Annotated in this window: 16 protein-coding genes; 5 read left to right on the top strand and 11 right to left on the bottom strand. The window is 65.3% G+C overall.

From position 1 onward, the window contains the following. Positions 1-5: 5 nt before the first annotated feature. Both NDB2M4_RS20625 and cysS read right to left on the bottom strand, forming a co-directional pair. Positions 6-128, bottom strand: coding sequence for a hypothetical protein (locus NDB2M4_RS20625; RefSeq protein WP_280173547.1), 123 nt, complete (start codon positions 126-128; stop codon positions 6-8). Further along, positions 125-1,543, bottom strand: a complete 1,419-nt coding sequence (gene cysS / locus NDB2M4_RS16910; RefSeq protein ID WP_072377173.1) for a cysteine--tRNA ligase — start codon at positions 1,541-1,543, stop codon at positions 125-127. Before cysS ends, NDB2M4_RS20625 begins: the two co-directional genes overlap by 4 nt. Before the next feature lie 362 nt (positions 1,544-1,905). Between cysS and NDB2M4_RS16905 the strand changes: the two genes are divergently transcribed. Together NDB2M4_RS16905 and NDB2M4_RS16900 are read left to right on the top strand one after the other, a co-directional pair. Beyond that, positions 1,906-2,994 (top strand): DUF2865 domain-containing protein, encoded by a 1,089-nt coding sequence (locus tag NDB2M4_RS16905; protein ID WP_072377171.1) that lies wholly within the window; start codon positions 1,906-1,908, stop codon positions 2,992-2,994. 51 nt (positions 2,995-3,045) lie between these two features. Then, positions 3,046-3,588 (top strand): GNAT family N-acetyltransferase, encoded by a 543-nt coding sequence (locus tag NDB2M4_RS16900; protein WP_171988135.1) that lies wholly within the window; start codon positions 3,046-3,048, stop codon positions 3,586-3,588. A 21-nt stretch (positions 3,589-3,609) separates the two neighbouring features. On the opposite strand, the gene gltX is transcribed toward NDB2M4_RS16900, so the two are convergent. The 3 genes from gltX to NDB2M4_RS16885 all read right to left on the bottom strand — a co-directional run bounded on the left by gltX (position 3,610) and on the right by NDB2M4_RS16885 (position 8,317). Beyond that, the gene (gene gltX, locus NDB2M4_RS16895; RefSeq protein WP_072377167.1) at positions 3,610-4,977 is read right to left on the bottom strand and encodes a glutamate--tRNA ligase; all 1,368 of its coding nucleotides are present in this window, start codon (positions 4,975-4,977) and stop codon (positions 3,610-3,612) included. A 128-nt stretch (positions 4,978-5,105) separates the two neighbouring features. Continuing rightward, the gene (locus NDB2M4_RS16890; RefSeq protein ID WP_072377165.1) at positions 5,106-6,491 is read right to left on the bottom strand and encodes a hypothetical protein; all 1,386 of its coding nucleotides are present in this window, start codon (positions 6,489-6,491) and stop codon (positions 5,106-5,108) included. A 143-nt stretch (positions 6,492-6,634) separates the two neighbouring features. Further along, the gene (locus tag NDB2M4_RS16885; RefSeq protein WP_139247399.1) at positions 6,635-8,317 is read right to left on the bottom strand and encodes an NAD+ synthase; all 1,683 of its coding nucleotides are present in this window, start codon (positions 8,315-8,317) and stop codon (positions 6,635-6,637) included. Between the two features lie 149 nt (positions 8,318-8,466). Here NDB2M4_RS16885 and NDB2M4_RS16880 point away from each other — a divergent pair, with 149 nt between their 5' ends. After that, a complete protein-coding gene (locus tag NDB2M4_RS16880; RefSeq protein ID WP_348533046.1) occupies positions 8,467-9,435 on the top strand; it encodes an AEC family transporter in 969 nt (322 codons plus the stop codon). Between the two features lie 5 nt (positions 9,436-9,440). On the opposite strand, the gene NDB2M4_RS16875 is transcribed toward NDB2M4_RS16880, so the two are convergent. Beyond that, a complete protein-coding gene (locus tag NDB2M4_RS16875; RefSeq protein WP_072377161.1) occupies positions 9,441-10,841 on the bottom strand; it encodes a class II 3-deoxy-7-phosphoheptulonate synthase in 1,401 nt (466 codons plus the stop codon). Positions 10,842-11,038: 197 nt separating this feature from the next. On the opposite strand from NDB2M4_RS16875, the gene NDB2M4_RS16870 reads away from it, so the two are divergent. Continuing rightward, positions 11,039-12,172, top strand: coding sequence for a carboxylate-amine ligase (locus tag NDB2M4_RS16870; protein WP_139247353.1), 1,134 nt, complete (start codon positions 11,039-11,041; stop codon positions 12,170-12,172). 39 nt (positions 12,173-12,211) lie between these two features. On the opposite strand, the gene NDB2M4_RS16865 is transcribed toward NDB2M4_RS16870, so the two are convergent. Next, positions 12,212-12,967, bottom strand: coding sequence for an SDR family NAD(P)-dependent oxidoreductase (locus NDB2M4_RS16865; protein ID WP_072377159.1), 756 nt, complete (start codon positions 12,965-12,967; stop codon positions 12,212-12,214). Between the two features lie 150 nt (positions 12,968-13,117). Between NDB2M4_RS16865 and NDB2M4_RS16860 the strand changes: the two genes are divergently transcribed. After that, positions 13,118-13,876 carry a class I SAM-dependent methyltransferase gene (locus tag NDB2M4_RS16860; RefSeq protein WP_072377157.1) on the top strand — a complete coding sequence of 253 codons (759 nt, stop codon included), beginning with the start codon at positions 13,118-13,120 and terminating at the stop codon, positions 13,874-13,876. A gap of 3 nt (positions 13,877-13,879) precedes the next feature. On the opposite strand, the gene gor is transcribed toward NDB2M4_RS16860, so the two are convergent. The 4 genes from gor to NDB2M4_RS16840 all read right to left on the bottom strand — a co-directional run bounded on the left by gor (position 13,880) and on the right by NDB2M4_RS16840 (position 18,041). Then, on the bottom strand, positions 13,880-15,262 hold the full coding sequence (gene gor, locus NDB2M4_RS16855) for a glutathione-disulfide reductase (RefSeq protein ID WP_072377155.1): 1,383 nt from the start codon (positions 15,260-15,262) through the stop codon (positions 13,880-13,882). 31 nt (positions 15,263-15,293) lie between these two features. Next, positions 15,294-15,773: a DUF2059 domain-containing protein gene (locus NDB2M4_RS16850; protein ID WP_072377153.1), complete on the bottom strand. Its 480-nt coding sequence runs from the start codon at positions 15,771-15,773 to the stop codon at positions 15,294-15,296. 23 nt (positions 15,774-15,796) lie between these two features. Continuing rightward, the gene (rpiA, locus tag NDB2M4_RS16845) at positions 15,797-16,510 is read right to left on the bottom strand and encodes a ribose-5-phosphate isomerase RpiA (protein WP_072377151.1); all 714 of its coding nucleotides are present in this window, start codon (positions 16,508-16,510) and stop codon (positions 15,797-15,799) included. Positions 16,511-16,595: 85 nt separating this feature from the next. Continuing rightward, positions 16,596-18,041: an NAD-dependent succinate-semialdehyde dehydrogenase gene (locus NDB2M4_RS16840; protein WP_072377149.1), complete on the bottom strand. Its 1,446-nt coding sequence runs from the start codon at positions 18,039-18,041 to the stop codon at positions 16,596-16,598. Positions 18,042-18,165: the final 124 nt, after the last annotated feature.

The raw sequence follows: 18,165 nt of genomic DNA, 5'->3' as shown, positions 1-18,165 counted from the left end.
GGAGCTCACAGATAGCCGAAGGTGCGCGCCGCCAGCCAGAAGGCCAGGACGACGATGCCGATCTTCACCAGCATGTAGAAGAGCCAGTGACGCGGCTCGGGGGTGTCCTTGCGCCAGTCGTCGCTCATCGCGCCAACTCCCATGTAGTGACGATCTCGCCAGTGGCGGGATCCTTGGTGTCCTTGAGCACGATGCCGGTGGCGGCAAGCTCATCGCGGATACGGTCGGCTTCCTTGAAGTCCTTGGACTTGCGGGCAGCGCCGCGCTGCGCGACGAGCGACTTCACGCGGTGGGCGAGATCGGGGTCGGTGACCTCGACCAGCTCGGCGCTTTGCACCGGGGAATGCCAGCGCGCGACATCGAAGCCGAGGAAGGCGGCTGATGCGAGCCAGGTCTCGGCGGCGCCGTCGGCGTTCGAGCGGCACTCCTTGGCAAGCTCATGCAGGCGCGTGATGGCGAGCGGGGTGTTGAGGTCGTCCTTCAAGGCTTCGATGACACCGATGTCCGGCAGCGCGTGCTTGGTGAGCGCGCCGCCGACGCGGTCGGAGATCTCGCCCCAGCGGTCGAGCGTCGCCTTCGATTCCTCGAGGCCCTTGCGCGTCCAGTCGATGGGCTGACGATAGTGCGTGCGCAGCATGTTGAAGCGCACGACGTCGCCCGGCCATTCCTTCAAGAGGTCGTGGATGGTGATGAAGTTGCCGAGCGATTTCGACATCTTCTCGCCTTCCACCTGCAGGAAGCCGTTGTGCAGCCAGTAACGCGCCATGACGTCGGTGCCGTGTGCGCAGCGCGACTGGGCGATCTCGTTCTCGTGGTGCGGGAAGACGAGGTCGATGCCGCCGCCGTGGATGTCGAACACGTCGCCGAGGTGCTTGCCGGCCATGGCCGAGCACTCGATGTGCCAGCCGGGGCGGCCGGGCTCGGCGATGCCACCGGGGGACGGCCAAGAGGGCTCGCCGGGCTTCGATGGCTTCCACAGCACGAAGTCCATCGGGTCTTTCTTGTAGGGGGCAACCTCGACGCGGGCGCCGGCGGCCATTTCGTCGAGCGATCGGTTCGACAGCTTGCCGTAGTCGGGCATGGAGGGAACGTCGAACAGCACGTGACCCTCGGCGACGTAGGCATGGCCGGAGGCGATCAGCTCCTCGATGAGGGCCTTCATCTCCTCGATGTGCTCGGTGGCGCGCGGCTCGATGGTAGGCGGCAGGACGCCCAGCGCCTTGATGTCCTCGTGGAACTGCTTGGCGGTGCGCTCGGTCAGCTCGCGGATGGAGATGCCTTCCTCGGCGGCCCGGGCGTTAATCTTGTCGTCGACGTCGGTGATGTTGCGGACATAGGTGACGTGCTTCTCGCCGTACATCTGGCGCAGCAGGCGGAAGAGCACGTCGAAGACGACGACCGGGCGGGCGTTGCCGATGTGGGCGTAGTCGTAGACGGTGGGCCCGCACACGTACATGCGCACGTTCTGCGCATCGAGGGGCACGAACTCCTCTTTGCGACGGGTCAACGTGTTGTAGAGCATCAAGGAATGCGCTTCGGCCATGACGGTCCCTAGTGTCGCCGGGAGCCGCTAACGGAGGCGATTTCTCTGTCTCAGGATTTGGGCAAAGAAGCGCGCCACGCGCCAGCGGTTTACAGCTAGCTCGTAATAATGATAATGCCGCACTGATTGACGGCGTGTGTGGGCAGCTTGCGCTTCATGGCGCCGTTATGCGCAAAACCCCCTCCCCTCGTCAAGGCGCATGGTCCGCCCGGAAGTAGAGCTTAATCTCAATTGATGGGATAGGCGCGACCAGCCGCCCCAATTGCTCCGCATTGACCCCCTAACCCCAGGAATTCATAGTTGAACGGCGCCTTACGACGGGCGGCGGACAGGCCTTGGCCAAGGGCAGGACAGATTTCAGAATGCGTAAAGCACGTGCCCGCCGGCATGCACTCGGCGCCGCGGTTCTCGCCGCGGTGACGCTGGCTGCCTATCCGGCGCTGGCGCAAGGCTGGTGGCCGTGGAGCAGCTCGGAACCCGAACGCCCGCCGATCCCTGACGAGCCAGTGTACCGCCAACCGCAGCAGAGCCAGCAGCCGATGCAGCAGCCGATGCCGGAGCCGGCACCGGGAGCGCAACTTCCGCCGCCGGCAGAGGCCCCCGCGGTAAACTGGTCGACGAAGAACCCGATCTGCCTGCAGCTCGAACAACGTCTGGTGCAGGACGGGCAACGCTCCAACGGGGGACGCGATCGCCTGCCTGCCATCGAAGCCGAGATGAGCCAAGTCGAGCGCGCCTACGAACAGGCGCAGTCGGACCTGGAACGCTCCGACTGCTATGAGTACTTCCTGTTCTCGAAGACGCTGCGGCGCTCGCGGCGGTGTCTCGATATCGCGCAGCAGCGCGATCAGGCGCAGCGGCGTCTGTCCGAACTCGAGGGGCAGCAACAGCAGATCGAGAATTCGAGCGTGCGCTCCTATCGCGAAGAGATCGTGCGCGAGCTGGCACGCAACAACTGCGGCGCCAACTACAGCCAAGAGGCTCGCCGCTATGACCGCGGCAGCGGCGGCTCGATCTGGCAGGACGAGGACGAAGGCGGCAGCTTCTCGAACCGCTGGACCGGCTATGGTTCATCAGGGGCCACATATCGCACGGTGTGCGTGCGCCTGTGCGACGGCTATTATTTTCCGGTGAGCTTCTCGACGCTGCCGAGCCATTTCGAACAGGACGCTCAGGCGTGCCAATCCAAGTGCGCGGCACCTGCAGAACTCTACTACTACCAGAACCCTGGCGCGGGCATGGACCAATCGGTCTCGTTCCAAAGCCAGCAGCCGTACACCGACCTCAAGACAGCATTCCGCTACCGCAAGGAGCTGGTGAAGGGCTGCTCGTGCAAGGAAGCCGAATACGCGGACCCCAATCAGAGCAAGCGTGCCGATGGGAGCATCGGCGCAGATTCCGTCACCGGATGGGAAGCTCGCTCAGAGGCCGACGCGCGACGACAACAGTGATGGGGGCGCAGGCAGGCCGCCCCAAAAAAGGAAATGACGGAAGGCTGTCCAATGCATATCTCCAGCGCTCCTGACAGCCTGCTTCAATTGCTCGAGATACGTCCGCTGGACGTCGATCATCTTTCCACAGCGCGCTACGTCGTAAGCTCGGCATTTCTGAGAGGCGCCAAGGGTTCGTACGGCGAAGCCGAGACGAGCGCGTTCACCGAGTTCGTGCGCAGTCCGCACTACAGCGATCTGCTGCTGGGCAACCGCGCGTATGGGGCGTGGGTCGGTTCGGAGATGGTGGGCATGGCCGCGTGGAGCCCAGGCGAGGAGAACAGCCCGACAGCTCGCGTACTGGCCATCTTCGTGCATCCGCTGTTCACCGGACAAGGCATCGGTTCGCGGCTTGGCGAATACCTCGTCGACGAGACAGCCGCTGCCGGCTTCCGCGCACTGGAGACGAACGCCACGCTCAACGCAGTGGGGTTCTTCGAGCGGCTCGACTTCCTACAGGTGCGCCAGAGCGTTTGGGCGATGCCGTCGGGACGGGAGCTGGCAATCGCGATCATGCGCCGTGCGCCCACTGGGCGTGCCGACATCATGCATTGAGCTGCGCGCGCGGCGCGACGTTTATGCCCCGCGCCCGAGCAATCGCGCTTCGGCTTTTGCATAACCGATCAACGGCAGCAGTGTCTTCAGCTCAGGGCCGTCTTCACGCCCAGTCAAAGCAAGCCGAAGGGGATGGAACAGCGCGCGGCCCTTGCGGCCGCTCGCTGTCTTCAGGGCCGCAATCCAAGTATCCCACGTGGTGTCGTCCCATGGCTCGGCCGGCAGAAGAGCGGCCGCCTTGCTCGTGAGATCGCCGTCCTCAATGGTGGGCGCGATGTCGCCGTCGACGATCCGCCACCAATCCTTGGCATCAGCCAGCACGTTCAGATTGCCGCGCACCGCATTCCAGAAGCCTGCACCGCCGCCGACGCCGAGAGTGCCGAGCCGTTCGGAGACCTCTTCGAACGGCGTATTATGAAGCAGGCGCGCGTTGAGGGCCTTCAACTCCGCGGGGTCGAAGCGCGCGGGGCCGGTCGAAATCTTCTCGAACGCGAAGTGGCGGGCGAGATCATCGAGGCTCGCGTACGGCTCGATGGCGTCGGACGTGCCGATGAGCGCCGTATAACTGGCGAGCGCCATAGGCTCTAGGCCATCTTCGCGCAGGCTTTCGATCGATAGCGCACCGAGACGCTTCGACAGTGCGTGTCCATCCGCGCCGATGAGCAAGCTGTGATGGCCGAATGCAGGCGGCTCCTTCCCCAGCGCATCGAATAATTCGATCTGCACGCCCGTGTTGGTGACGTGGTCCTCGCCACGGATGACGTGGGTGATGCCGAACTCGGCGTCATCGATGACGCTTGTGAACGTATAAAGGAACGAGCCGTCCGCGCGGATCACGACCGGATCAGACAGGGAGCCGACGTCGACAGTCTGGTCGCCGCGGATGAGATCGTTCCAGGAAACGATAGTCGGGAGCGGGGCCAGATCGGCTGTATCGGAATTGTTCAAGCGAAAACGCCAATGCGGCTTGCGTCCTTCGGCTTCGAGTGCCGCGCGGTCAGCGTCGGTGAGCTTCAGTCCGGTGCGATCGTAGATCGGCGGCAGTCCGCGCGCGAGCTGGCGCTTGCGCTTGCGGTCGAGCTCGTCCTCGCTCTCGTAGCAGGCGTAGAGCCGGCCGTTCTTTTTCAGTAGCTCGGCCGCGGCGACGTATCGGTCGGTGCGATCGGACTGACGCTCCTCGCGCGACCAGAACAAGCCGAGCCATTCGAGATCGCGGCGGATACCGTCGGCGAACTCCAGCGTGGAGCGCTGAATGTCGGTATCGTCGAGGCGCAGCAGAAAGGCACCATTCGACTTGCGCGCGAACAGCCAATTGAGCAGCGCGGTGCGAATGTTGCCGACATGAAGGCGCCCGGTCGGGCTCGGCGCGAAGCGGACGGTGACGGACATCGGGGCTGCTGCGGAGGAGTTGAGGATGCGGCAACCTATAGAGGCCGTTTGCGAGAACTCAAGGGCGAAGCTGCAACCGAACCCAGCCACAAGGGCATTTTACGGGCTTGTGGCCTTCGCTACTGGCCTCAGAAATTGATTTTCGAGCCGACGACGACGATCTGGAACGGATCGAGACTGGTCTTGCCGACCGGGGCGCCCTTGGCCTTTTCCGTCACCTCGTTGCCGAACACGTCGCCGCTGGAGTTCTGATAGACGAGGTAGACGAGCATATCCGCGGCGTCGATTTTCTGGACGACGCCCGCCTGCCAAGTGTCGACGTTGGCCGACACCGTCTTGCCGACGGCAGAACCGCTATCGTCGCGGCGGTATTCAGTGAAGATGTTGGTCTTGCCGAGGCTGTTCCACTGGCGCTCGATGCCGGGCTGCAGGAAGAACATGTTGCTGGTCGAGAGGAACTGGATTCCTGCGGGGAACACGTGCTCCGTCGTGGTGGTGAACTGGCCCCAGCCACCATAGAGGAACAAACCGGTGGGGTTGTGCATCACGGTCGAGCCGACACCGCCCCAACGGCAGTGGAAGTCCGGCTTCGAGGTAAGAGTGGTGCTGCCAGATATGCACGACGTACCGCCTACGACGAACGTGCCGTTCGGGCCGTCCATCATGGTGCCTGGATCGTTGCTCCAGCCATAGCCGCCGCGGACGATGACGGTGTAGTCGCCGATATCATTCTTGTACTGTGCCATCAGGTCGCCGATGTAGGTCTCGCCAATGGCGGCCGCGCCGCTGAAGCCGTGCCACTCGGGCGTGTCGTAGCGAATGACATCGCGGCGGAGTCCGTCGCCTGGAGTGGAGTTCGCTATTCCGCGCAGTGCGTCGGTCCAGCGCAGATTGCCGATATACTGACCATCGCTGCGCAAACGGAACGCGGCGAGGAATACGCCGGTGCCTTCGACGTCGTTCACGTTACGGGTGAGCGTTGGATCGGCGTCGTCGAGCAAGTGGTAGGTCGCCATCGCATCGAGACCAACGGCGAGCTTTCCGTATGTCTTGCTCTTGAAGTACCAGTTGCTCTTGCGCAGGTTGAGCGCGTACTCGCGATTGGCCTCGGAGGCGCTTTGCGAGGCGATGTTGTCCTGATCCCAACGGTTCGAGGGATGGCCCTGCACGCCGACTTCGATGATGTAGCCGGCGGTCCAGTCCTTGCTGATCTTCGCCTCGCCGATAAAGCGGAAGCGCGACTGCTCGACGTAGTTGGTGCCGATGTAAGCGTCGTGGTCGACACCGTCGTCCCAGATGAACATTGCCTCGTTCACCCAGCCCGAAACCGTGAGCGAAACTTTGCGGTTGCCCTTGCGCGCCGTCGTCTCTTCCAGCTCGGCGATGCGCGCTTCAAGGTCAGCGCAGCAAGTGTCGGAACCATCGGCCTTCGCCGTCGCGTGCCAAGCCGGGAGCGCGAAGATGAGGGCGCCGAGAAAGAGCGTGGCCAGCGGAGAGCGACGATGAGTGGGCATGTTGGCGTCCGAAGCTTGGGTTCGGATCGCATTAAGGGCTGATTCGTCCAACACTTGTGTGTCGGTAGAGTCGCGCGGGCCCGTTCGCTTGTCTGCTAAAGCGAACGACTTGCATCTACTGTCGATTCTGGTCGTAAAGCGACTTACAGCGGTTCGCGGAACTTATTGACGATGGGATAGCGCCGATCGCGACCGAAGTTGCGCGGTGAGATCTTCACGCCCGGAGGCGCCTGCCGGCGTTTGTACTCTGCAAGATAGAGCAGCCGCTCGATGTGCTTCACGGTTTCGGGGGGATGGCCGCGGGCGATGATGTCGGCTAGCGGCATCTCCTTCTCGACGAGACAGGAGAGGATATCGTCGAGCACCGCGTAGGCGGGTAGCGAATCCTGGTCGGTCTGGTTAGGGCGCAGCTCGGCGGTCGGCACTTTGGTGATGATGGACTGCGGAATCACCTCACCCGCTGGTCCCTTGCCACCCTTGGGAACGTGCGCGTTGCGCCAGCGCGCGAGGCGGTAGACCTCCATCTTGTAGAGGTCTTTGACCGGATTGTAGCCGCCGTTCATGTCGCCATAGAGCGTGGCATAGCCGACCGACATCTCGGACTTGTTGCCGGTGGTCAGCACCATGCCGCCGAACTTGTTGGATAGCGCCATGAGAATGATGCCGCGTGCGCGGGCCTGCAGGTTCTCTTCGGTGGTGTCGGCGTTGGTGCCTTTGAGCGCTGGCTCGAGCGCTTTGGTGAGCCCCGCGACGGCGTCCTCGATGGGCAATGTCTGGTAGGTGACGCCGAGCGCTTTGGCACAATCGGCGGCGTCGCGGATGCTGGCATCCGAGGTATAGCGGTAAGGCATCATCACGGCGCGGACGCGGGCAGGTCCCAGCGCATCGACGGCGATAGCTGCCACGAGCGCGCTGTCGATGCCGCCGGAAAGGCCGAGGATGACGCCAGGGAATCCGTTCTTGTCGACGTAGTCGCGCACGCCGAGCACGCAGGCCTGATAAGCCGCGGCGTCGCCCTGCTCGAGAACCGCGCGTTCGCCCGTCGCGCACACCCAGCCTTCATCGGTGCGCGTCCATTCGGTGAGCGCGAGCCCCTCCTCCCAGGCCGGCATCTGCACGGCGAGGCTACGGTCGGCGTTGACTACGAACGATGCGCCGTCGAACACCAGCTCGTCCTGGCCGCCGATCTGGTTGAGGTAGACGAGCGGCAGGCCGCTTTCGATGACGCGGGCGACGGCGATGTTCATGCGCACGTCGGGCTTGGTCCAATCGAAGGGCGAGCCGTTGGGCGAGATGATGATCTCAGCGCCGGTCTCGGCGAGGCATTCCACGACCTCGGTGCCCCAGACGTCCTCGCAGATGGGGACGCCGATGCGCACGCCGCGGCAGCTCACCGGGCCGGGAAGCGCGCCGGCGGCGAAGACGCGCTTTTCATCGAACACGCCGTAGTTGGGCAGGTCGACCTTGAAGCGGACGGCCTCGACGGCGCCGTTGTCGATCAGCACCGCTGCGTTGTAGACGCGTCCCTCCTCGGGCCAGACGGTGCCAGTGAGCACGGCGGGACCGGGGCCGAGATCGCGGGCGAGCGCTTCGACGGCTGCGCGAGCGGCGACGGTGAAAGCCGGCTTCAGCACCAGATCCTCGGGCGGATAGCCAGTGATGAACAGCTCGGGGAAGACGATGAGGTCAGCGCCCAGCGTGGCGGCGCGCGCGCGCAGCTCGCGCAGCTTGGCGATGTTGCCGTCGATGTCGCCGACGGTAGGGTTTGCTTGCGCGAGCGCGATCTTGAGAGAGGACGGCACGGCTTCCGCCTGAGGAGAGTTCATAGCCATGATTTAGGGCCGGTGGGCTCCGGGGTCCAGCGGCAAGCGGCCGCGCGGTGGAGGCGGCTCTGGACCGGCACGGCGTCAGGTCCTAAGCATGCCGTCGAAAGCCTTCCTCTTCTGCGGCTGATGCGCTCCAAGTATCGCCTTGCATGACGGGTGCCCAGGTGCTGTCGCTCATCACAATCGTTGCGCCGATCTTCGCGCTGATCCTGTGCGGCTACATCGCGAGGCGCGGGGACCATATCGGCGCTGCCGCCGTGTCGGAGCTCAACAAGTTCGTCGTCTATCTGGCGCTGCCTGCCCTGCTGTTCGACGTGATGGCGCACGCGAAGTGGCACGATTTGATGCAGCCGGGGTTCGTCGCCGCGTTCGGTCTCGCCTGCGGGGCGGTGTTCTTCGGCACCGTCGCGGTAAGCCTGGCGATGGGGCGCCCGCTTGCATCTGCGGGGATCGATGCCCTGCTCGGCTCTTACGCCAACACGGCGTACATGGGCTTTCCGCTGTTCCTGACGCTGTACGGGCAAGACGGCCTGGTGCCGGTGACGATCGCGTCGATCCTCACGGTGTGCGTGCTGTTCGCCTCGGCCATCGTGCTGGTGGAAGTCGGCAGCCACGATGAGGCACATCCGCTGAAGCTGGCGGCCAAGGTTGGCGGCGCGCTGGCGCGCAATCCGCTACTCGTCGCGCCGGTTCTGGGGGTCGTTTACAATCTCAGCGGATTGCCTCTCCCCGCCGCTGCGGAGACATTCCTGAAGCTGCTGGGCGGGGCGGCGAGCCCCGCCGCGCTGGTGGTGATCGGGCTGTTCCTCGCCGGACCGCGACCGGTCTCAGTGAAGGAAGCCTGGACGGCGGCGGGCGTCGCCGGGATCAAGCTCATCGTGCACCCAGCGCTGACGTGGGCACTCGCGGTCGCGCTTTCAGTGCCGCCGCGGCTGACGGTGATGGCGACGCTGCTCGCCGCACTGCCGACCGGCACGGGTCCGTTCATGCTGGCGGAGCTTTACCGCCGGCCAGCCGCGGTGACCTCGGCCGTCATTTTGATGTCGACGCTCGGGTCGCTGGCGACGCTGCCGCTGATCATGTGGCTGCTGGGGGTCGAGGCGCTGCCCCGACCCTGACAGTCTCAACCGACCGCGGTGATCGGCGCGGGCGAGTTCGCGGCTTCCTCGCGGTCGCGCTTCAGGCGCTCGGCGATGAGGAAAGCCAGCTCCAGCGCCTGGTCGGCGTTGAGGCGCGGGTCGCACAGCGTGTCGTAACGCTCATTGAGCTGGGCCTCGGAGATATTGGCCGCAGCGCCGCCGATGCACTCGGTGACGGGCGAGCCGGTCATCTCGACGTGGATGCCGCCGGCATAGGTGCCTTCCGCGCGGTGCACGTCGAAGAAGCTGTTCACCTCTTTGAGGATGCGGTCGAACGGACGCGTCTTGAAGCCATTGGCAGCGCTGATGGTGTTGCCGTGCATGGGATCGCACGACCACACGACCTCGCGGCCGTCGCGCTTCACGGCGCGGACGATGGCGGGCAGGTGCTTTTCCACCTTGTCGGAGCCGAAGCGGCAGATCAGCGTCAGGCGGCCGGGCTCGTCGGTCGGGTTCAGGATGTCGATCAGGCGCAGCAAGCCATCGGCATCGAGCGAGGGACCGACCTTGAGGCCGATCGGATTGCGGATGCCGCGACAGAATTCGACGTGCGCGTGGTCGGGCTGGCGCGTGCGGTCGCCGATCCAAAGCATGTGCCCGGACGTGGCGTAGGGCGCCTGCGTGCCGCCGGCCTCGTCGCGACGGACGAGCGCTTGCTCGTAGCCGAGCAGCAGCGCCTCGTGGCTGGTGAAGAACGTGGTGCGTCCCAGCGCCGGAACGGTTTCCTCGGTGATGCCGCACGAACGCATGAACTGCAGCGCCGTCTGGATCTGCTCGCCCATCTCGCGGTATTTCTTGCCGAACGGGCTCTTGTTCTCGAAGTCGAGCAGCCAGCGCAGCACGTTGTCGAGGCTGGCGTAGCCGCCCTCGGAGAACGCGCGCAGAAGGTTGAGCGTCGCCGCCGACTGGCGATAGGCCTGGAGCTGGCGGTTGGGATCGGGGATGCGCTCTTCGGATGTGAAGCCGCCGCCGTTGATGATGTCACCGCGGTAGCTCGGCAGCTCGACGCCATCGCGCGTCTCGGTGGGCGAGGAACGCGGCTTGGCGAACTGGCCAGCGACGCGGCCGACCTTCACCACCGGAAGGCCGCCGGCATAGGTGAGCACGACCGCCATCTGCAGGAAGACGCGGAACAGCTCGCGGATGTGGTTGGCGCTGTGCTCGGCAAAGCTTTCGGCGCAGTCGCCGCCCTGCAAGAGGAAGGCGTTGCCGGCCGCGACGTCGGCCAACGAACGCTTCAGCTTGTCCGCCTCGCCGGCGAACACCAGCGGCGGGAAGGAAGCGAGCTTCGCCTCAACCTCGTCCAGAGCCGCCTTGTCAGGATATTCCGGCACTTGAACGATCGGTTTCGACCGCCAGCTATCCGGGGACCAAGTCAATGCCATTTCCAAGCACTCCGCGCCGCCTTGCGTGGCGCCGGAATTGGCCCGGCGGGTAACGCAAGCGCATCGATTTAAGAGCATTATGCCATTTGTCGCAGCATATAAGCTACCTCGGCCAGCATGGCCAGCGGTCCTGGGCAGACGGCGCTAAACCGGCCTTCCCGACGCCATAGGGTTGCATAGACGCAAGGGCCACGCCGATGGGCATCAAGGAGCCGTCCTTCACCTTCGGGATCGAGGAGGAATACCACCTCGTCGACCTCGAAAGCCGGGGGTTTGCCGCAGCGCCGGCGGCCCTGATGAAGGCTTGCGAGGATGCGCTCGGCAAGCAGGTGGCGCCGGAGTTTTTCCGCTCGCAGATCGAGGTGGGGACGGGCGTCAACCGGGACTTCAAGGCGGCTCGGGAGGAGCTCGGCGGCCTGAGGCGGACGATTGCCGAAATCGCGGGCACCTATGCCATGGCGCCCATCGCTGCATCAACGCACCCGTTTGCCGACCGCTCCAGCCTCGAGACCACGCCGAAGGCCCGTTACCAGTCGCTGGCCAAGGACTTCGGCGGCATCGGGCGGCGGCTGGCCATCTGCGGCATGCACGTCCACGTTGCAATCGAGGACGAGGATCTGCGCATCGACCTGATGAACCAGGTGCGATACTTCCTGCCCCACTTGCTGATGCTGTCCACCTCTTCCCCGTTCTGGCAGGGCGAGGACACGGGGCTGAAGAGCTATCGGCTGGCGGTGTTTCACGAGCTGCCGCGCACCGGGCTGCCGCAGCGCTTCGAGAGCTTTTCGGAGTATCAGCGCACGGTCGACGTGCTGACTCGCAACGGGGTGATCGAGGACTCGACGAAGATCTGGTGGGACTTGCGCCCATCCGGCCGCTTCCCGACGCTGGAGATGCGCGTCACCGACATCTGCACGCGCATCGACGATGCCATCTCGATTGCCGCGCTCTATGCCTGCACGCTGCGCATGCTATGGCGACTGCGGCTGTCGAACCAGAAGTGGCGCTCGTATCCCGCGTTTTTGATCGAAGAGAACCGCTGGCGGGCGCAGCGCTATGGCGTGCGCGAGAACCTGTTCGATTTCGGCAAGGGCACGCTGGTGCCGTTCGCGGTTCTGATCGACGAGCTGATCGATCTCATCGCGGAAGATGCGGCGGTGCTGGGCTGCGAGCGCGAGGTGAAGCACGCGCTCGTCATCGCGACGGGCGGCACGAGCGCGGACCGACAGGTGGCGCGCTATCAGAGGCTGCTCGCGGACGGTGCGAGCGTCGATGACGCGCTGATCGGCGTCGTCGACATGCTGATCGCGGAGACCGTGGCGGGGACTTGAGCGGCCTCATTCTCGCTCCCCGCTCGCGGGGAGAGGGGGTCAGAGCGCGGCTTGCATGCCGCCGTCGATGGCGAGTTCGGCGCCGGTGATGTAGCCGCTTTCATCGGAAGCGAAGAACAGCGCGGCGTTGGCGACATCCTCCGACGTGCCGAAGCGGCGCATCGGCGTGCGGTCGAGCAGCGCCTTAGAGAAGGCTTCGATGCGCAGCACCCGCTCGGTCAACGCGGTCTCGATGAAGCCCGGCGCGAGCGCGTTCACGCGGATGCCGAAGGGCGCATATTCGACAGCGAGGCCGCGCGTTAGTGCCGACATAGCGCCCTTGGTGGCGCCGTATGCGGCGAGCGTGCGCATGCCGCGGTGGCCCATGATCGACGCGAGGTTGATAAGCGAGGCATTGCCCGCCGCCTTCATCAGCGGGAAGGCATCGCGCGCGATGCGGATCATGCCGTCGAGGTTCACCTCGCGCAGGCGGACCCAATCGGCGTCCGACATGTTGCGGAAGTCGGTGCGCACGTTGATGCCGGCGTTGTTGACGACGACATCAAGCTTCTGGTGCTGTTGCTCGATGGCGCGCATCAGCGCGGTGACGTCCTGGCCGCGTGAGACATCGACGGTCATGGCGGAGGCCTTGAGCCCCTTGGCGGTGAGTTCGGCGGCGGCTTTTTCGGCTGCGTCACCAACGACGTCGGTGATGTAGACGTGCGCGCCCTCTGCCGCGAAGAGCTGCGCGGTGGCGAGCCCGATACCGGCCGCCGAGCCGGTGACGAGCGCGATTTTGTCCTTGAGCCGATCCATGCCTGCCGCCTCCTTAGAAGGAGTGGCGACCTAGCATCCAGACCGGCTTCTTTCAACTAAGACGGGCGCGCCGGCCTTGCAGGCGCGCATTGACGGGGGCCGGTGAGAGGAGCATTGCTCGGCCCTCCCCGCGGCAACCGGACCGACGAGATGGCCGACGCGTTTGCGATGAATTCCTACCTCGGCAAGCAGATCCTCTCGCTGGTGCGCGGTGGCGACTACGCGCATGCGGGTGAGGAGGAAGCCATCGAGCTGGCGCTGGCGAGCCTGCCGAAGGATGCCTCGCGGCGGCTGCTGGATGCCGGGTGCGGTCGCGGCGGGACGGCGGCGTACATGCAGCGGCATGGCTGGGGTCGCGCGACCGGGGTCGATATCGAGCCGAAGTCGATCGACTATGCGCGCGACGCCTTTCCGGACGGCACGTTCGTGTGCTGCGATATCCATGATGTGGGCGCGCACGTGGGCGATGGATTTGATGCGGTCGTGATGTTCAACGTGCTCTACGCCATTGCCGATCAGGCCGGCGCGTTGCGGGCGCTGGCTGGGAGAGCCAAGCCCGGTGCCGATCTGATGGTGTTCGACTACGTGGAACTTGGCGGCTATGCGCAGGCGCCGGTCTTGGACGCGGGTCGTCCATTCCTGCCGCATCCACTGAAGATCGACCGGGTCGAGGGGCTGTTGCGCGACGGCGGCTGGCGGCTGCAATCCGTCGCCGACATCAGTGCCGACTATCGCCGGTGGTATGCGGCGCTTGTCGAGCGGATCGCGGCGAAGCGCGCGGCAATCGAAGCGCTGGCGGGCGCCGATGCCTACGAGCACGTGCACGGGCGGTACGCTGGTTTGCTAGCGGCGATCGAGAGCGGGCATCTTGGCGGCGCGGTGGTACGCGCGACGAAGGCCGGCGCGTAAGGCTCAGCCGGCGGCTTCGGTTGGAGCGATCCACTTCTCGCGCATCGTCACCAGCTCTTCGGCCATCGTTGGATGCAGGGCCATCGTGGCGTCGAAGTCGGCCTTGGTGGCGCCGAGGCGGATCGCGACGGTTGCCATTTGAACGATCTCTGCAGCGCCCTCGCCCAGCACGTGGCAGCCAATGACCTTGCCGCTGTCGCCATCGACGAGCAGCTTCATGAAGGCGCGCTCGTCGCGGCCGGAAAGCGTCGCGCGCATGGGTCGGAAGGAAGCCTTGTAGACGTCGAGCCGGGTGCAGCGCTCCTGCGCCTCGTGCTCGGGCAGGCCGATGCTGGCGAGTTCGGGCGTCGAGAACACGGCCGTTGGAATGAAGGTGTGCTCGATCATGCGCGGCTTGCCGCCGAACTCGGTGTCGGCGAAGGCGTGGCCCTCGCGGATGGCGACCGGGGTGAGCGCGGTGCGTCCGGTGACATCGCCGACGGCGAAGATGCTGTCGACGGAGGATTTCGAATATTCGTCGACGACGACATGACCGTTCCAGCCCAGCTCGACGCCGGCCTGCTGCAGACCGAGCCCCCTGGTGTTCGGCGTGCGGCCGATGGCAAACATGATCTTCTCGGCTTCGAGCGTTTGGCCGCTGGTGAGATGTCCGGCAAGCCCGGTGCCGGTCTTGTCGATGCGGTCGAAGATGTGGCCGGTGACGATGTTGATGCCGCGCTTGAGGTAGGCTTCGGTGAGGCGGTCGCGCAGGTCTTCGTCGAAGCCGCGCAGGATCTTGTCGCCGCGATAAACGAGCGTCGTGTCGACGCCGAGATTGGCGAAGATGCCGGCGAACTCGACCGCGATGTAGCCGCCGCCGGCAACGATGATGCTTTTGGGGAGCGCGGGGAGTTCGAGCGCCTCGTTGGAGGTGATGACGTGCTCGCGGCCGGGGATGTCGTCGCCCATCCAGGGTGTGCCGCCGGTGGCGATGAGGATCTTTCCGGCCGTGACCGTCTTGCCGGAGCCGGACAGCTTCACCGCGTTGGGGCCTTCGACGGTGGCGTGCTCGGGGATGATCTCGACGCCCGATCTGTCGAGGTTGGTGCGGTAGGCGGCTTCGAGGCGCGAGAGCTCTTTGTCCTTGGCGGCGATGAGTGCGGCCCAGTCGAAGCTGGTCTCGCCGACCGTCCAGCCGAAGCCGGGCGCGTCCTCGAAATCGTCGGCAAAGCGGCTGGCGTAGACGAGCAGCTTCTTGGGGACGCAGCCGCGGATGACGCACGTGCCGCCGACGCGGTATTCCTCGGCCACCGCGACCTTGGCGCCATATCCGGCGGCGATGCGCGCGGCGCGTACTCCGCCCGAGCCGGCGCCGATGACGAACAGGTCGTAGTCGAATTTGCTCATGACAGTGCTCGTGCGGCTGCGGCCTGTGCCGTCACTTCTCTGGAGATGCGGGCCCTTGCAGGGCCTTCTGGCTGTACTTCATGCCGATCTGGGCGCCGGCCTGCATAAGCTCCGGCGTGGCGGCAATGAACTTCTGGCCGGTGGGGGATTTGTAGAAGTCGATCACCGCCTGCAACTCATCGACGGTGAAGCGTTGCGCGTAGATGGTGGCGAACTCCTCCAGCATCTGGTCGCGGTATGACATCATCCGCTGCATGTGTTTGTCGAATTCGCTGCCGAGCGCGTTCGCGGCAGCGGAGCCGGCTCTATCTTGCGCGCCTTTGCGGAAGCCCTCGCCCATCACGGCGATCATGCCGTCCATCTGCTTGGTCATGCCGGTGACGGTCATCAGCTCCTTGGCGGCAGCGATGCGGGCCGGATCTGGAGCTGGGGCATCCTCGGCGTGGGCGAGTGGCGCGATAAGCACCAACGCCAGGCAGGCAATGATGCGAAGGGTAGAACATCCAAGCATGGGAATTCCCTTGGCCGCGTTGCTCAGAGAAGGTCGTCGTCCTCGGCGCCGATAAGCAGAACGCCGTCCGGCGCAGCGATGATGGCGAGGTCGGCGATGCCGATGAAAAGGCCGTTCTCGATGACACCGGGCACGAGCTTCAGCGCCTCGTCGAGCTCTTCGGGGTCTTCAATCTGACCGAAGTGGCAATCGAGGATGAGGTTGCCGCTGTCGGTGCGGAACGGGCTGCCGTCGGCCTGCATGCGGACCTTGATCTCACCTTCGCAGCCGACGTCGGCGGCAAGCGCGGAGATCATGTTGCGGGTGGCGGTGAGGCCGAAGGTGACGACTTCGAGGGGCAGCGGGAAGGCGCCGAGCGTATCGACCTTCTTGGAGGCGTCGGCGATGACGATCATGCGGCCGGAGGCGGTGGCAACGATCTTCTCGCGCAGCAGGGCGCCGCCGCCGCCCTTGATCAGGCGCAACTCGCCATCGAGTTCATCGGCGCCGTCGACAGTGAGGTCGAGGAAGGGCGTCTCATCGAGGGTCGACATGGGGATGCCGAGCTTCTCGGCCTGCATCTGGGTCGCTTCGGAGGTCGCGACGCAAAGGACGTCGAGGCCGGCGGCCACCTTGCGCCCCAGCGCGTCGACGAACTTCGCCGTCGTCGAGCCGGTGCCGAGGCCGAGCCGCATGCCAGGCTCGACGAAGGTCAGCGCGCGCTCTGCTGCTGCCACTTTCAGTGCGTCTTGGGTCATCGCTCTTCCCGCAACTTGCCGCCGTGATGCGCTGCGTTACGCGCACCTCGGGCCGGACGCAAGAGCGAGATAGCGGAGCGGCCCTCTAGAGGCCGCCCATGAGGGTGTATTTCATCTCGAGGAATTCCTCGATGCCGTGGTGCGAGCCCTCGCGGCCGATGCCGCTTTCCTTCCAGCCGCCGAAGGGGGCGATCTCGGTCGAGGTGATGCCCTCGTTGACGCCAACGATGCCGTATTCCAGCGCCTCGGCAACGCGCCAGCAGCGCCCGAGGTCGCGGGTGAAGAAATAGGCGGCGAGGCCGAACGGGGTGTCGTTGGCCATGCGGATGGCCTCTTCCTCGGTGTGGAAGCGGAACAGCGGCGCGACAGGCCCGAAGGTTTCCTCACGCGAGACTTTCATCCCGGTGGTGACGCCGGTGAGCACGGTCGGCTCGTAGAAGTTGCCGCCGAGCGGCGACGGCTTGCCGCCGGTCACCGCCTTGGCGCCATGCGACAGGGCATCGGCGACGTGCTCTTCGACCTTCTCGAGCGCCGCCTTGTTGATGAGCGGGCCGACAGTGACGCCCTTCTCGGTGCCAGGGCCGACCTTGAGCTGCTTCACCGCAGCGGTGAGCTTTTCGGCGAAGGCATCGTAGACGCCGTCCTGGACGAGGATGCGGTTGGCGCACACGCAGGTCTGGCCGGCGTTGCGGAACTTGGACGCGAGCGCGCCGGCCACGGCGCGGTCGAGATCGGCATCGTCGAAGACGATGAACGGCGCATTGCCGCCGAGTTCCATGCCGACACGCTTCACGGTGCGTGCCGCCTGCTCCATGAGGATCTTGCCGACCTCTGTCGAGCCGGTGAACGTGATCATGCGCACGAGCGGGCTCTCGGTCAGCGCACGGCCGACCGGCACCGGGTCCTTGGCGGTGACGACGTTGAAGACGCCCTTGGGGATGCCGGCTCGCTGTGCCAACTCGGCCAGGGCGAGTGCAGACAGCGGCGTATCCTCGGCCGGCTTCACCACGACCGTGCAGCCGGCGGCGAGCGCGGGCGACACCTTGCGGGTGATCATGGCCGACGGGAAGTTCCACGGCGTGATGGCGCCGACGACGCCGATGGGCTGGCGCATGACGATCACGCGGGCGTCCGCCTTGTGCGTCGGGATGGTCTCGCCGTAGACGCGCTTTGCTTCCTCGGCGAACAGCTCGACGAAGTTGGCGCCGTAGATGATTTCGCCGCGCGCTTCGGTGAGCGGCTTGCCCTGCTCCTTGGTAAGCAGCAGCGCCAGTTCGTCGGCGTGCTCGACGATCAGGTCATACCAACGGCGGATGATCTTGGAGCGCTCTTTGGCGAGGAGCTTCGACCAGGCGGGAAACGCGCGGTGTGCGGCCTCGATAGCGGTGTTGGTTTCGGCGGCGCCAAGCTCTGGAACGCGGGCGATTTCCTCGCCTGTCGCCTTGTCGAAGACGGGCGTGCGCGGCTCTCCGACCCAAGCTCCATCGATGTAGGCTTGCGTCCTGAGCAGCGTGTTGAGGCTTTTTTCCATGGCGATCACCGGACTAAAGGGGCGCTGGCAGCATTTGTCTAAGGTGCGCCCCCCACCGTTTCAAGGTACATAACCCCCACCGCGGCGCTGCGTCCGGCGCGGCCGCGACCACTGCAAGGTTCGA

The sequence above is a fragment of the Hyphomicrobium sp. NDB2Meth4 genome (genome assembly GCF_900117445.1).
GTDB lineage: Bacteria > Pseudomonadota > Alphaproteobacteria > Rhizobiales > Hyphomicrobiaceae > Hyphomicrobium_A.
Note: the sequence above shows the minus strand (reverse complement) of the source record. Positions and strands in the feature narration are given on the sequence as shown.

Bases quoted from the DNA above. Each gene is read 5' to 3' on its own strand.
- NDB2M4_RS20625 (WP_280173547.1), bottom strand. From the start codon at position 128: ATGAGCGACGACTGGCGCAAGGACACCCCCGAGCCGCGTCACTGGCTC.
- cysS (WP_072377173.1), bottom strand. From the start codon at position 1,543: ATGGCCGAAGCGCATTCCTTGATGCTCTACAACACGTTGACCCGTCGC.
- NDB2M4_RS16905 (WP_072377171.1), top strand. From the start codon at position 1,906: ATGCGTAAAGCACGTGCCCGCCGGCATGCACTCGGCGCCGCGGTTCTC.
- NDB2M4_RS16900 (WP_171988135.1), top strand. From the start codon at position 3,046: ATGCATATCTCCAGCGCTCCTGACAGCCTGCTTCAATTGCTCGAGATA.
- gltX (WP_072377167.1), bottom strand. From the start codon at position 4,977: ATGTCCGTCACCGTCCGCTTCGCGCCGAGCCCGACCGGGCGCCTTCAT.
- NDB2M4_RS16890 (WP_072377165.1), bottom strand. From the start codon at position 6,491: ATGCCCACTCATCGTCGCTCTCCGCTGGCCACGCTCTTTCTCGGCGCC.
- NDB2M4_RS16885 (WP_139247399.1), bottom strand. From the start codon at position 8,317: ATGAACTCTCCTCAGGCGGAAGCCGTGCCGTCCTCTCTCAAGATCGCG.
- NDB2M4_RS16880 (WP_348533046.1), top strand. From the start codon at position 8,467: ATGACGGGTGCCCAGGTGCTGTCGCTCATCACAATCGTTGCGCCGATC.
- NDB2M4_RS16875 (WP_072377161.1), bottom strand. From the start codon at position 10,841: ATGGCATTGACTTGGTCCCCGGATAGCTGGCGGTCGAAACCGATCGTT.
- NDB2M4_RS16870 (WP_139247353.1), top strand. From the start codon at position 11,039: ATGGGCATCAAGGAGCCGTCCTTCACCTTCGGGATCGAGGAGGAATAC.
- NDB2M4_RS16865 (WP_072377159.1), bottom strand. From the start codon at position 12,967: ATGGATCGGCTCAAGGACAAAATCGCGCTCGTCACCGGCTCGGCGGCC.
- NDB2M4_RS16860 (WP_072377157.1), top strand. From the start codon at position 13,118: ATGGCCGACGCGTTTGCGATGAATTCCTACCTCGGCAAGCAGATCCTC.
- gor (WP_072377155.1), bottom strand. From the start codon at position 15,262: ATGAGCAAATTCGACTACGACCTGTTCGTCATCGGCGCCGGCTCGGGC.
- NDB2M4_RS16850 (WP_072377153.1), bottom strand. From the start codon at position 15,773: ATGCTTGGATGTTCTACCCTTCGCATCATTGCCTGCCTGGCGTTGGTG.
- rpiA (WP_072377151.1), bottom strand. From the start codon at position 16,510: ATGACCCAAGACGCACTGAAAGTGGCAGCAGCAGAGCGCGCGCTGACC.
- NDB2M4_RS16840 (WP_072377149.1), bottom strand. From the start codon at position 18,041: ATGGAAAAAAGCCTCAACACGCTGCTCAGGACGCAAGCCTACATCGAT.